Genomic DNA, 12,799 nt, shown 5'->3' on the forward strand with positions numbered 1-12,799 from the left:
ACATGCAGGTGGACGAAGGCCTGGTCGAAGAACTTCGGGTCGCCGCCGAACTGTTTCAGGTGCGAGCTGATGTAGCTGTGGGCGATTTCCGCCGATTCCTTCATCACCTCGCCGAGCTGGCCGGTGAGCTTGAAGCCGCGATTGAGGGTGTGGATGCGCGTCGCCTCGATCGGCAGTGTCGCGCCGCCCATGCTGGTCCAGGCCAGGCCGGTAATCACACCGACCCCGGACAGCACCTGTTCGCGGCGGAACAGCGGCATGCCCAGATTGGCCTCCAGATCCTTGGGGCCGATCCTGACGGTGCTCGCGGGGTCGTCGAGCAGCTTGACCACCGCCTTGCGCACCAGCTTGCCGAGCTGTTTTTCCAGCTGGCGTACCCCGGCTTCCCGGGCGTAGCCCTCGATCAGCACCTTCAGTGCGGCATCGCTGATGGCCAGGCGATGCTTCGGTACGCCGGCCTTGGCCAGCTGCTTGGGCCACAGGTGGCGCTTGGCGATGGTCAGCTTTTCCTCGGTGATGTAGCCGGACAGACGGATCACCTCCATGCGGTCGAGCAGGGGGGCGGGGATCGAGTCCAGGGTGTTGGCGGTGCAGATGAACAGCACCTTGGACAGGTCCAGGCGCAGATCCAGGTAGTGGTCGAGGAATGCGACGTTCTGCTCCGGGTCGAGGGTCTCCAGCAGCGCCGAGGCCGGGTCGCCCTGGTAGCTGCTGCTGAGCTTGTCGATTTCGTCGAGCATGATCACCGGGTTCATCACCTCGACCTCTTTCAGCGCCTGCACCAGCTTGCCGGGCAGGGCGCCGATATAGGTGCGCCGGTGGCCCTTGATCTCGGCCTCGTCGCGCATGCCGCCGACGCTGAAGCGGTAGAACGGCCGGCCGAGGGATTCGGCGATCGATTTGCCGATGCTGGTCTTGCCCACGCCGGGCGGGCCGACCAGCAAGACGATGGAGCCGGCGATCTCGCCCTTGAAGGCGCCGACGGCGAGAAACTCGGTGATCCGATCCTTGATGTCGTCCATCCCCGCGTGGTGCGCATCGAGCACCTGGCGCGCGTGCCTGAGATCGAGCTTGTCCTTGCCGAACACGCCCCAGGGCAGCACGGTGGCCCAGTCCAGGTAGTTGCGGGTGACCGCGTACTCGGGCGAGCCGGTCTCGAGGATCGACAGCTTGTTGAGTTCTTCGTCGATGCGCTTGCGCGCCTGTTCGGGCAGGGTCTTGCCCTCCAGGCGCAGCTCGAACTGCTCGATGTCGGCGCTGCGATCGTCCTTGCTCAGGCCCAGTTCCTGCTGAATGATCTTCAGCTGCTCCTTGAGGAAGAACTCGCGCTGGCGCTCGCCGATCTGCCGATTGACCTCCGCCGACAGCTCTTTCTGCAGGCGCCCGACTTCCACTTCCTTGCGCAGCAGCGGCAGGACCTTCTCCATGCGCTTGAGCATCGGCACGGTATCCAGCACTTCCTGCAACTCCTTGCCGGGGGCACTGGTCAGGGCGGCGGCGAAGTCGGTCAGCGGCCCGGGGTCGTTGGGGCTGAAGCGGTTCAGGTAGTTCTTCAGTTCTTCGTTGTACAGCGGGTTGAGCGGCAACAGCTCCTTGATCGCATTGATCAGCGCCATGCCATAGGCCTTGACCTCGTCGCGCGGGTCGGCCGGGCTCTTCGGGTATTCGACTTCCGCCAGGTAAGGCGGCTTGCGGCTGAGCCAGCCGCGGATGCGCACGCGGGTCAGGCCCTGGGCGACGAATTGCAGTTTGCCGCCTTCCTCGCTGGCGTGGTGCACCCGCACCAGGGTGCCGTGTGCGGGCAGGCTGTCGGGGTCGAAGCTGGCGCCGTCTGCCGGTGGGTTGTCCATGAAGAACAGCGCCAGGCACTTGTGCGCGGTATTGGATACGCGTTCCAGGGTCTTGCCCCAGGGGTCCTGGTTGACGATGACCGGCAGCACCTGGGCGGGGAAGAAGGGCCGGTTGTGGATCGGGATCACATACAGCTTGTCGGGCAACTGCTGATCGGGCAACGCCAGGCCCTGGTCGCTGCGGCGATCATGCTCGGTTTCGCTGGCTTGGTCTGCGACGATTTCGATGTCCTGTGGCTCGTTCATGCGGCACCTGTAGTTGCACGTTAACTGCAACATGGGGCACCGCATGGCGCATTTCAATCAGCTCGCTGCGATGCGGCTCTCGAGAGCATGGCGCAAGTCGCTCAAGCGAGCGTCGATCAGCGGGGTGAGCAGGGCAAAGTAATCGCTGGGCGCCAGGCGTGCCTGGGGTGTCGCTATCAGCTCCTGCTGCAGGCGTTGCAGCAGGCCGTGCAGGGGTTCCGTGTGGGCGGGGTCGTCGAGCTGCTGGCACAGCTCGCGCATCTGCTGTTGCAGCCCGGCCGGGCAGTGGCTGTAGTTGGCCGCGCGCATCGCCAGGCCGCGCAGGCGCGCCAGGTCTTCCAGATGACGGAATGCCGGCCCCAGGCCATGCAGTGCCGGCGAGTCGCGCAGGCTCAGGCGCTCCTCGAGTTGCTCGATGACCGTCAGCAGGGCTTCGATCATGCGGCTGTGGGCCTCGAAGTCGGCGGGATTGCGCCGCAGCTGCGGCCAGTCCTGCTGCAGCGGCGGCAGTTGCAGGCTGGGGCCTGGCCAGTTCAGCCAGAGCTGGTCGAGCTGACGGGCCAGGGCGTTGCGCTGACTGACGCTGACGATGTCCTGCTGCGCCCCCAGGCCGCGATGCTTCTGCAGGGTCTGCAGCAGTTCGAGGGTGCGCAGCAGGGTAGTGCTTTGCAGCTGGCCGAGTGCCTGCTGGTGGCGGCGAGTGGCGCGCTGGCTGAGCCACTGCCCGAGCAGAAACAGGCCCGCGGCCAGGGCCAGGGCGATGCTGAGTTCCATTGGTGATTCCTGGGTGGGCACAAAGTGCATTGGGGGAGTGCAAGCAACACTCCTGCCAGTTGCTGGAAAACCCGGTGCGGCCGCAGTCGTGTCCGGTCATGGCCAGGATTAGTGCTCTATTTTTGTGCGGAAGAAGGTCGTTTCGGCCGTTTTGGTGCGCGATCGGGCGCTTGTGCTGCAAAGAACCGCAGGCGCCTGCCCGCCGCTGGTCGCAGGGGGTGACGGCAACCCGCACAACTGGTTAAAGTGCCAGTACACGTTCTGGAATTGTCGTTGCAATGCTCAAAGCGCGCCTGCTGCGCCTGGATGACCAGGCCCACGAACACACCCACGACCACCACCAGTTGGTGCTGTCGCTGACCGGCCGTGCGGAGTTCGAAGTCAACGGCCGTGGCGGCGAGGTGTGTCGCATGCGCGCCTGCCTGGTGCCCGGCGATGCCGATCACCAGTTCGCCGGCATGGGCGACAACCGCATGCTGATCATCGACCTGGATGAGCAGGGCACCTCCAGCGAAGACCTGGCCCTGCTTACCCATCTGTTCGAGACGCCGCGTTACCCGCAACTGGACGCCGACTTCCAGAACCTGCTGAGCTACGCCGGTGCCGAGCTGGAACGCTATGGCAGCGACCCGCTGCTGGCGCGCGCCCTCGGTGGCGTGCTGCTGCGTGCGCTGCACCTGCGCCTGTTCGGCGAGCAAGCCGCGCGGGTGCAGGGGGCGCTCAATCTGGAACGACTGGACGACTACATCGTCGAGCACCTGGCGCGGCGCATCAGTGTCGCCGAGCTGGCCCAGGTCGCCTGTCTCAGTCCGAGCCATTTTCATGCGCAGTTCAAGGACAGCGTCGGCCTGACCCCCCATCAATACCTGCTGAAAACCCGCCTCGACAGTGCTTCCCGGCTGTTGCGCGAGAGCGGCCTGCCCTTGATCCGCATCGCCGAGGAATGCGGTTTCTCCAGCCAGAGCGCGCTGACCAACGCCATGCGCCGCTACCTGGGGCTGACTCCCAAGCGGGTGCGTGCCGCCCAGTAACGCGCAATCGCCGAAGGTTGCAGCAACGCTAATGCGTGATCTTCTGCGCGCGTCCGGCTAGTCTTGTCGAGATTCAACCAGGGCCGCCGGGAAGGCGGGTATAGCTATCGCGGTGCAGTAGACGCCGAACATGAGTGAGCCCATGAGCAAACGTTTTCTCGATCTATTGCGCGCTGGCTTGCTGGCCATGCTCTGCTCGATCAGCCCGGCGCTGTGGGCCGCCAGCCTGCAGGCCGAGCTGGTCGATGCCCAGGGCCAGCCATTGGCGGGTGCGGTACTGACCTTACGCGGGCCCCTGGGCGCGGAGGCCGAGCCGCTGTCGGCGCTGATGGATCAACAAGCCAAGCAGTTCGTGCCCAATGTGCTGGCGGTGCGTAGCGGCACCAGGGTGGCTTTTCCCAACAGCGATAATATCCGTCACCACGTCTATTCTTTCTCCCCGACCAAGCGGTTCGAGCTGCGCCTGTACCAGGGCACGCCCAGCGAGCCGGTGCTGTTCGACAAGCCGGGTGCGGTGGTACTCGGCTGCAATATTCACGACTGGATGGTCGGCTATGTCTATGTCACCGACGATCCCTGGTTCGCGGTGAGCGACGCCCAGGGCAAGGTGCAGCTCGATAGCTTGCCGGTCGGCAGTTACGCCGTCAGTCTGTGGCACCCGCAGGCTCCCGACATGCTGCCGCAGGCTGCAGGCACGCAGGTGCTCGGCGAACTGCAAACCCAGCAGCGCTTTACCCTGGCCCTGCAGGCATCCACCGTTGTCGCTCCGCCACAGGGGCCCGCGAGTGCCTTTGGCGATGCTTTCAAGAACGCGACGCGCGATGCTGCCCGGTAGTTTTCAGGCGCGCATTGCCAGTGTGCTGATCTTGCTGTTGCTGGTGGTGGTCGGCGCCCTGTATTTCGCCGTGCAGGCCGCCACCAACGTGGCCGTGCGCAGCCAGGCGCGGGAACAGCTGGGTGTCGGTACCCGGGTCTTCGAGCAACTGCTCGATGTGCGCGGTCGGCAACTGCACGACGCGGTGCAGGTGCTGGCCGCCGACTTCGGTTTCAAGACGGCGGTGGCCAGCGGCGATAGCGCAACCATTCGCTCGGCGCTGGCCAACCATGGCGCCCGGATCGATGCCGACGCGGTGATGATGCTCGGCCTCGATGGCAGCCTGAAAGTGAGCACCGACCCGCGGATCAGCGGGCAGACCGCCGCGCGCCTGAGTGCCCGGGTGATGGCGCAGCAACGCGCGGGCGAGCAGATTTTCCTGATGCCGATCGGCGACAGCATCTACCTGCTGGTGCAGGCCACGGTCAGCACCCCGCTGCCGATCGCGCGGGTGATGATGGGCTTCCAGGTCGACCAAACCTTCGCCCGCGAGCTACGCGACCTGACCCTGCTCGAGCTGACCCTGGTCGCCAGCCAGGATGGCCGGCCGGCGATCTGGATCAGCACCTTGCCGGCCTCGACGCAGGCCTTGCTGCAGGACGACATGACGGCTGAGCCAGTCGCTGGCGACAATATGATGCTGGTTGGCGCGGAGCGCTATCTCGGTCAGCGCCTGGTCCTCGCCAGTGGCGCTGACTTTCAGGTCCAGGCCCTGCTGCACAAATCCATGACCCAGGCCCAGCAGGCCTTTGCCCCGCTCGATCGCAATATCCTGTTGATTGCCCTGGCTGCGCTGCTGGCCTCGCTGGGCGGTGCCTTGCTGCTGGCGCGCACTATCTCCAAGCCGGTACAGCGCCTGGCGGCCGTGGCCGAGCGGGTGGGCCAGGGCGATTACCAGGTGCCCCTCGAACTGCACCGCAGCGACGAGCTGGGCAGCCTGGCCAAGGCGTTTCAGCACATGCAGCAGGGCATTGCCGAGCGTGAGCGGCAACTGGCGCACAACGCCCTGCATGATGCGTTGACCGGCCTGCCCAACCGCACCCTGGCGCAGGAACGGCTCGGCAGTGCGATCGCCGCCGAGCGGCCAACCGCGCTGCTGTATGTCGGCGTCGGCAACTTGCGCACGCTCAACGACAGCTGTGGGCCGGGCGCCAGCGATCTGGCCCTGCAGCAGCTCAGTCAACGCCTGCAAGCCAGCCTGCGCCCCGGCGACAGCCTGGCTCAGTTGATGACCAGCGAGCTGCTGCTGTTGCTGGAAAACAGCGACGGCGACAGCGCGATAGTGGTCGGCGACCGCTTGCAGCAATTGCTCAGCCGGCCCCTGCAGATCGGCAATCAGGAGGTCGTGCTGGATTGCTGTGTCGGCATCGCCGCCTACCCGGCCGATGGCGACACCGCGGACGACCTGCTGCGCCGCGCCAGTATCGCCATGCAGGACGCCGCGCAACTGCCCGGGCGCCTGCAGATGTACGAGCGTGGCCGCGACGCCGCGCACCAGCGGCAGTTCCGTCTGATTCGCGACCTGCGCCTGGCCCCCGATAACGCCGAACTGCTGCTGCACTACCAGCCCAAGCTGGATATCGCCGCCGGCCAGGTGCGTCAGGCCGAAGCCCTGCTGCGCTGGCAGCATCCGCAACTGGGCATGATTTCGCCGGGCGAATTCATTCCCCTGGCCGAGCGCACCGGCAGCATCCAGAGCCTCACCGCCTGGGTGATCGAGGAGTCCCTGCGGCAGTTGTGCGAGTGGAACGGCCGTGGCCTGCGCATCCAGCTGTCGCTGAATATCTCCACCGAGGATCTGATCGATCCCAAGTTGCCGAGCCGGGTCGGCCGCTTGCTGAAGCGCTACCAGGTGCCGGCCGAGCAACTGATTTTCGAGGTCACCGAGAGCGGGGTGATGGTCAATCCGACGCTGGCGTTGCAGGTGCTGGATGACCTGCGCGAACTCGGCATTAGCCTGTCGGTGGACGATTTCGGCACCGGCTATTCCTCGCTGACCCAGCTCAAGCGCATGCCGGTGCAGGAGCTGAAAATCGACCAGTCGTTTATCCGCGATCTCGATGACGCCAGCGAAGACGCGGTGATCGTCCGCTCGACCATCGAGATGAGCCACAGTCTGGGTCTCAAGGTAGTCGCCGAGGGCGTCGAGCTGGCCTGCAGCCTGCGCTTGCTCGAACACTGGCAATGCGACACTGCCCAGGGCTACCTGATCAGCCGGCCGCTGCCGGCCGAGGCCTTCGAGGCCTGGCTCGCCCAGCCGTTGCCGACTGCCGCTCTGAAGGTGTCTTGAGGCTATGCATTACTCACAATGGCTTGGCGTTGCGATAGTCAGTCTGTGCTCGCTCCAGGCCGTTGCCGATCAGGGCCGCCTGTTGGCCACTGGCGGTGCGAGCAGCCTGGAAGGTGCGGCAGGTGGCGGCATCACCCCGTGGGCGGTGCTGTCCGGTTATGGCGAGCGTGGTGAGTGGGGGGGCGATGTGTTCGCCACCCGAGTGGAAACGCCGGACTACCGCCTGGATGCGGCGGGAGTGGCGGCGTCGTTTGGCAACCGTGTTGAATTATCCTATGCGCGCCAACGCTTCGACCTGGGCAACCTGGCGCGTGCTCTCAATCTGCCGCAGAGCAGCCTGAGCCAGGATATTTTCGGGGTGAAACTGCGGCTGTTCGGCGACCTGATCTACGGGCAAGTGCCCCAGCTATCGCTCGGTGTCCAGCACAAGCGGCAGAAGGATTTTCTCATCCCCAGCCTGGTCGGCGCCCAGCGCAGCGCAGACACAGAAGGCTACCTCACCGCCAGTCGGCTGATTCTCGGCGGCGCCTTCGGCTACAACCTGCTGCTCAACGGTGGCTTGCGCTATAGCCGTGCCAACGAACTGGGCCTACTTGGCTTCGGCGGCGACCGCAGCGACCGGCACTCGCTGCTCAAGGAAGGTTCGATCGCCGTACTGCTCGACCGTCACTGGGCGCTCGGTATCGAATACCGCGAGAAGCCGGACAACCTCAGCTTCGCGGGTGAAAGCGATTGGGCCGACCTGTTTCTCGGCTACTTTCCCAGCAAGAACCTGGCGCTGGTGCTGGCCTACGCGCGCCTCGGAGAGATCGCCGGTCTGGATAGCCAGAACGCTGCCTACCTGTCCGTGCAGGGGAGTTTCTAGCTATGCGCATTTTGCTGCTGGTCATGTCATTGAGCCTGGCCGCCTGTGCCCAGCGCGCGCCAACGGATGACAGCCTGTACCGCGCCTTGGGCGAACAGCCAGGCATCACCCGTATCGTCGAAGGCATGCTGCTTAATATCGCCAGGGACCAGCGCATCGTCCGTCACTTCGAGAATATCGACATCGTGCGTCTGCGCGACAAACTGGTCGAACAGATTTGCGTCGAGGCCGGCGGCCCCTGCTCCTACACCGGCGACAGCATGGAAGAAAGCCACAAGGGCCAGAATCTTACCCGCAGCGATTTCAATGCCTTGGTGGAAAACCTGCAGGACGCCATGGACGCCGAAGGCATCGCCACGCCGGCGCAGAACCGCCTGCTGGCACGCTTGGTGCCAATGCGCGGCCAGGTGATCGAGCGCTAGCAGGCCGTTGAAAACCACCTACGTTGCCGATGCGGCGTTAAAACGGCCCAGGCGGGATCACAGCAGTCGCTAGCATCGGCGGTTCGCGGTGGTCGCGCAGGAGATCCCCCGTCGTCCTTACGCCGCGCTGTCGCGCAGCAAACTGGGTGCTCAAGGATCAACTCGGCCGCGGCCTGCCAAGACCCTGAATTGCAGGAGTTTCTGAAGCGCCCAGTGGCCCGCCCAGGTGTATGAGGTCTTATGCCTGTGCCTGACTGCGCTCGCAGTTTTTACATTGAAGCGGTCAGTGGTTTGACATCAAAGCATTCCTGTCCAAGACTTGCCTTCGATCAATGTCAGTTGAGTTGCATCGCTGCGCGAGTCTGTATGACAAAAACCAGAATATAAGGGAAAGATGATGCGAACCATTAATTCCAGATCGAAGTTTCTCATCGGAACACTTACCGCGGTACTCGGTGGCTTGTTTGCAGTCAGCGCCAGCGCGATTTCATTGCAGGAGGCGAAAGAAAAGGGCTTCGTCAACGTTGCCGTGGCCAATGAAATTCCTTATGGCTACATCAACGCCCAGGGTGAAGCGGAAGGGGCGGGGCCGATCGTGGCCAAGGCAGTCCTCAAGCGCATGGGCATCGATGAGGTGCAATGGGTCGTGACCCAGTTCGGCTCGCTGATTCCGGGGCTCAAGGCCAATCGGTTCGACATGGTGGCGGCAGAGATGGCGATCCTGCCCGAGCGCTGCAAGGCGGTGATCTATTCCGAGCCCAATACCAGTTACGGCGAAGGCTTGCTGGTGCAGGAGGGCAATCCCCATGACCTGCATGCCTACAAGCAGTTCGCCGAGGGCGATATGAAAGTGGCCATCATGGCTGGCGCCGACCAGCTCGAGATGCTGCAGAAACTGGGTGTGCCCGAGTCGAACATGGTCACCATCAACAGTAACTCCGATGCCATCTCCACCGTCTCCACCGGCCGCGCCGCGGCCTATGCCGCCACCGGCCTGACCGCCAGCAATCTGGCCGAGATGAGCGATGCGGTGACCCTGGCCGATCCGTTCGAAGACCCGGTTATCGACGGCAGCGAAGTACGCAGCTGGGGCGGGTTTACCTTCGCCAATAGCTCCAAGGAATTTCGCGATGCCTTCAACGCGGAACTGAGCAAATTCAAGCAAACCGACGACTGGAAGAAAATCCTGCAGAAGTACGGCTTCACGCCCGCCGATATCCAGGGCTCGTTCGCCAAAACCACCGAAGAGCTGTGTAGCGCCGAATAAGGCAAGTGGCGCCGCCGCTGCTGTCGCGGCGCCTTGCCTCCTACTCCGATATCGTCTGGAGGTGCACAGTCCATGTGGGACTATCTGCCGACCCTGATGCTGGGGGCATGGGTCACTGTGGAGCTGACGTTCTGGTCGACCCTGGCAGGTGCCCTCTGTTCCTTCGTTTTCGGCTTGGGTCGCCTTTCCGCCAACCCCCTGCTGAAAGCTGTTTCCGTCTCCTATATCGAGATTTTCCGCGGCACCTCGCTGCTGGTGCAGATGTTCTGGATCTTCTTTGCCCTGCCGTTGCTGGGGGTGCACCTGTCACCGTTCACTGCCGGGGTTGTGGCATTGTCGCTGAACATCGGGGCCTATGGTGCCGAAGTCGTCCGTGGCGCCGTGCAGTCCGTGCACAAGACCCAACTCGAGGCCGCCAAGGCCTTGAATTTCACCGCGCGCCAGACCATGTGGCGTATCGCCTTGCCACAGGCGCTGCCGGAAATGATGCCGCCCTTCGGTAACCTGGCGGTGCAAAACCTCAAGGACACGGCACTGGTGTCGCTGATCACCCTCAGCGACCTGGCCTTCCGCGCGGAAAACCTGCGCAATCTCACCCAGGACAGCACGACCATCTACAGCCTGACCCTGTTCATCTATTTCGGCCTCGCCCTGGTGCTGAGCGCCCTGATGAAACTGGTCGAGCATCGGGTCGGACGCTGGCGCAGAGCGGGGGCTCGCTGATGCTGTTCGGCTACTATTGGGATACCAGCTCGCCCTGGGCCTTCGCCATCTCCATCCTGCCGATTCTCCTGCGCGGCATGATCGTCACCCTGCAGGCGGCCGCGCTGGGCTTCGTCATCGCGGCCATCCTCGGGCTGATCTTCGCGGCACTGCGCGGCGTGCCCTCGCGGCTGGTCTCCTGGCCGACCATGTTCATCGTCGAATTCTTCCGCGACACGCCACTGCTGGTGCAGCTGTACTTCCTGTACTTCGTGCTGCCCGAATACGGGCTGCTGCTGCCGGCGTTCATGACTGGCGCGGTGGCGCTCGGCGTGCAGTACAGCGCCTATATGTCGGAGGTCTATCGGGCCGGGCTGGAAGCCGTGTCCCGCGGCCAACGCGAAGCGGCGAGGGCGCTGAACCTGCCGCCGGCGCATACCTTCATCAAGGTGATCCTGCCGCAGGCGCTGCCGCGGATCATCCCGGCGCTGGGCAATTACATGATCTCCATCATGAAGGATGTGCCGGTGCTGTCGGTGGTGACGGTGCTGGAGATGCTCAGCGTCGCGAAGATCATCGGCGACCGCACCTTCCAGTACATGATCCCGCTGACCATGGTCGGCGCGCTCTACCTGATCCTGACCCTCCTGGCCGCCTACCTGGTGCGGATCCTGGATGTCCGTTTGCCTAAACGTGGGATACCGCTGAAATGACAGATACCCTGGTTCGCTTCGAGAACGTGACCAAGCGCTTTGGTGACTTCACCTGCCTCGACAACCTTAATTTCGAGGTGAAACGGGGGGAAAAGGTCACCATCATCGGCCCCTCCGGCTCGGGCAAGTCCACCGTATTGCGGGTGCTGATGACCCTCGAGCCGATCAACGCCGGCATCGTCTACGTGGACGGCAAGCCCCTCTGGCATGAGGAAAAGAACGGCCAACTGGTGCCGGCCAGCGAAGCCCACCTGCGCGAGATGCGCCGCAACCTGGGCATGGTGTTCCAGCAGTTCAACCTGTTCCCGCACATGACGGTGCGGCGCAACCTCACCGAAGCACCGGTCAGGGTCCTCCGCATGTCCCGCAAGGAAGCCAACGAGCGGGCCGATGAGCTGCTGGAAATGGTCGGGCTGACCGATCAGGCCGACAAGTTTCCGCCGCAACTGTCCGGCGGCCAGCAACAACGGGTCGGGATCGCCCGGGCCCTGGCCATGCGCCCGCAGGTCATGCTGTTCGACGAGCCGACCAGCGCGCTGGACCCGGAGCTGGTGGGCGAGGTGCTCAAGGTCATCCAGCGCCTGGCCGAGGAGCACGACCTGACCATGCTGCTGGTGACCCACGAAATGGACTTCGCGCGGCGTATCTCCGACCGGGTGTGTTTCTTCGACCAGGGCGCAATTCGCGAGGAGGGCACGCCCGAGCAGATCTTCACCGAACCGAAGAACGAGCGCACCAAGGCATTCCTCCATGCCGTTCTCCATCCGGAGGCATGAGAGGGTGTGAAAAACGCTCGCAGTAGGCGAGCGCCATGACGGGGGGCTCTTGCTATGGGTAGGGCGGCTTCGGAGCGCAGCGACAACCCGCCTGTGAACCAATGCTGCACTGCCTGCGGCGAGTGACTCTACGGACTGCGGATTGCTCGAGACGGTTGCTCGGAACATAGCGCGTCTCGTAGGTTGGTGTTGAGCGCAGCGATACCCAACGAACGGTTTGCAGCGAGACGCCGTTAACGGGAGCGCAGCCCAGGTGTCGGCTGGCGCCCTCGCGGCCATCTGTTTGCATGTTGCCGGCCAGGGCTATCGCCGCATGGTCAGCCCGAGTCGAGGCCCGGGAGCGGCTGACTGTTGCTGACATTTCGCCAGGGTACCTGGTGTACCCATACAACCCGCCCACGTCTGTGGTGGGCCGCAAGATAGAGGCGCTGGCAATTACTGCATGGCGTCAAAGCCCGAAATAGGGCGCGCGAAGCCGCGACCTCTACGCATTCGTTATGTCCCTGACTGATGAGACTTCCAACGATGCACTTCTTCGTCGATGAAGTGATTGACCAGGTCAGTGTAGAGCCTCTCGATTGCATCCGGGCTTAGACCTTCAGATTCGGCCCACTCTCGACGTTTGCTCAACATAGCCTGGAAACGTTCGGGCGCACGCACAGATGTTTCCGATGTTTTGAACCGTGACGCGGCCAAAACATACTTGAAACGTATGCCCAGCATCTTTATAACGGCCTGGTCGAGAAGATCAATCTCTCTGCGAATGTCCTCCATACCAGCACATTCATCAGGGGCCAAATAATTTACTACTTCCAAGTATACAGCTCCGGTTTAGATTGATGGGCATGACGATTAAGCTAAGGGGCGGCGGCACGCCGTCCCAGCGAACGAAGTGAGCGATTTGAGCGACTTGTTATGCATTGGCTGGCACGCCTTCTTTTGAGACGGCCTTTACAATGATATATAAAAGTGGGCCAATAGAAACAAAT

12 protein-coding genes are annotated in these 12,799 nt (G+C 63.5%); 9 read left to right on the top strand and 3 right to left on the bottom strand.

Annotated elements, in window-relative coordinates; translation table 11 throughout:
• Nucleotides 1-2,096 (bottom strand): endopeptidase La (lon, locus tag ABZE94_RS14900; RefSeq protein WP_372876282.1); only part of this gene is annotated, 2,096 nt, incomplete at its 3' end.
• A 57-nt stretch (nt 2,097-2,153) separates the two neighbouring features.
• Complete coding sequence (locus ABZE94_RS14905) at nt 2,154-2,870, bottom strand: hypothetical protein (protein WP_372876283.1); 717 nt, start codon at nt 2,868-2,870, stop codon at nt 2,154-2,156.
• 278 nt (nt 2,871-3,148) lie between these two features.
• On the opposite strand from ABZE94_RS14905, the gene ABZE94_RS14910 reads away from it, so the two are divergent.
• From ABZE94_RS14910 to ehuA, 9 genes are all read left to right on the top strand, one after another.
• Nucleotides 3,149-3,901 carry a helix-turn-helix domain-containing protein gene (locus ABZE94_RS14910; protein WP_372876284.1) on the top strand — a complete coding sequence of 251 codons (753 nt, stop codon included), beginning with the start codon at nt 3,149-3,151 and terminating at the stop codon, nt 3,899-3,901.
• A gap of 142 nt (nt 3,902-4,043) precedes the next feature.
• Nucleotides 4,044-4,736, top strand: coding sequence for a methylamine utilization protein (locus ABZE94_RS14915; RefSeq protein WP_372876285.1), 693 nt, complete (start codon nt 4,044-4,046; stop codon nt 4,734-4,736).
• Complete coding sequence (locus ABZE94_RS14920) at nt 4,723-7,065, top strand: putative bifunctional diguanylate cyclase/phosphodiesterase (protein ID WP_372876286.1); 2,343 nt, start codon at nt 4,723-4,725, stop codon at nt 7,063-7,065. The genes ABZE94_RS14915 and ABZE94_RS14920 overlap by 14 nt, the downstream gene beginning before the upstream one ends.
• A 4-nt stretch (nt 7,066-7,069) precedes the next feature.
• Nucleotides 7,070-7,930 (top strand): DUF3034 family protein, encoded by an 861-nt coding sequence (locus ABZE94_RS14925; RefSeq protein ID WP_372876287.1) that lies wholly within the window; start codon nt 7,070-7,072, stop codon nt 7,928-7,930.
• 2 nt (nt 7,931-7,932) lie between these two features.
• The gene (locus ABZE94_RS14930; RefSeq protein WP_372876288.1) at nt 7,933-8,352 is read left to right on the top strand and encodes a group 1 truncated hemoglobin; all 420 of its coding nucleotides are present in this window, start codon (nt 7,933-7,935) and stop codon (nt 8,350-8,352) included.
• Between the two features lie 397 nt (nt 8,353-8,749).
• Complete coding sequence (gene ehuB / locus ABZE94_RS14935) at nt 8,750-9,619, top strand: ectoine/hydroxyectoine ABC transporter substrate-binding protein EhuB (RefSeq protein ID WP_372876289.1); 870 nt, start codon at nt 8,750-8,752, stop codon at nt 9,617-9,619.
• Between the two features lie 72 nt (nt 9,620-9,691).
• Nucleotides 9,692-10,342 carry an ectoine/hydroxyectoine ABC transporter permease subunit EhuC gene (ehuC, locus tag ABZE94_RS14940; RefSeq protein WP_372876290.1) on the top strand — a complete coding sequence of 217 codons (651 nt, stop codon included), beginning with the start codon at nt 9,692-9,694 and terminating at the stop codon, nt 10,340-10,342.
• The gene (ehuD, locus tag ABZE94_RS14945; protein ID WP_372876291.1) at nt 10,342-11,034 is read left to right on the top strand and encodes an ectoine/hydroxyectoine ABC transporter permease subunit EhuD; all 693 of its coding nucleotides are present in this window, start codon (nt 10,342-10,344) and stop codon (nt 11,032-11,034) included. The genes ehuC and ehuD overlap by 1 nt, the downstream gene beginning before the upstream one ends.
• Nucleotides 11,031-11,810: an ectoine/hydroxyectoine ABC transporter ATP-binding protein EhuA gene (gene ehuA / locus ABZE94_RS14950; RefSeq protein ID WP_372876292.1), complete on the top strand. Its 780-nt coding sequence runs from the start codon at nt 11,031-11,033 to the stop codon at nt 11,808-11,810. Before ehuD ends, ehuA begins: the two co-directional genes overlap by 4 nt.
• Nucleotides 11,811-12,305: 495 nt before the next feature.
• Here ehuA and ABZE94_RS14955 read toward each other — a convergent pair whose 3' ends face one another.
• Nucleotides 12,306-12,626: an isochorismate lyase gene (locus ABZE94_RS14955; RefSeq protein WP_372876293.1), complete on the bottom strand. Its 321-nt coding sequence runs from the start codon at nt 12,624-12,626 to the stop codon at nt 12,306-12,308.
• Nucleotides 12,627-12,799 lie beyond the last annotated feature (173 nt).

Origin of the sequence: Pseudomonas sp. (assembly GCF_041601375.1) — a bacterium.
Classification (GTDB): Bacteria; Pseudomonadota; Gammaproteobacteria; order Pseudomonadales; family Pseudomonadaceae; genus Aquipseudomonas.

What these genes read in the sequence shown, in the direction of transcription:
- ABZE94_RS14905 (WP_372876283.1), bottom strand. Translation starts at nt 2,870, where the DNA reads ATGGAACTCAGCATCGCCCTGGCCCTGGCCGCGGGCCTGTTTCTGCTC.
- ABZE94_RS14910 (WP_372876284.1), top strand. Translation starts at nt 3,149, where the DNA reads ATGCTCAAAGCGCGCCTGCTGCGCCTGGATGACCAGGCCCACGAACAC.
- ABZE94_RS14915 (WP_372876285.1), top strand. Translation starts at nt 4,044, where the DNA reads ATGAGCAAACGTTTTCTCGATCTATTGCGCGCTGGCTTGCTGGCCATG.
- ABZE94_RS14920 (WP_372876286.1), top strand. Translation starts at nt 4,723, where the DNA reads ATGCTGCCCGGTAGTTTTCAGGCGCGCATTGCCAGTGTGCTGATCTTG.
- ABZE94_RS14925 (WP_372876287.1), top strand. Translation starts at nt 7,070, where the DNA reads ATGCATTACTCACAATGGCTTGGCGTTGCGATAGTCAGTCTGTGCTCG.
- ABZE94_RS14930 (WP_372876288.1), top strand. Translation starts at nt 7,933, where the DNA reads ATGCGCATTTTGCTGCTGGTCATGTCATTGAGCCTGGCCGCCTGTGCC.
- ehuB (WP_372876289.1), top strand. Translation starts at nt 8,750, where the DNA reads ATGCGAACCATTAATTCCAGATCGAAGTTTCTCATCGGAACACTTACC.
- ehuC (WP_372876290.1), top strand. Translation starts at nt 9,692, where the DNA reads ATGTGGGACTATCTGCCGACCCTGATGCTGGGGGCATGGGTCACTGTG.
- ehuD (WP_372876291.1), top strand. Translation starts at nt 10,342, where the DNA reads ATGCTGTTCGGCTACTATTGGGATACCAGCTCGCCCTGGGCCTTCGCC.
- ehuA (WP_372876292.1), top strand. Translation starts at nt 11,031, where the DNA reads ATGACAGATACCCTGGTTCGCTTCGAGAACGTGACCAAGCGCTTTGGT.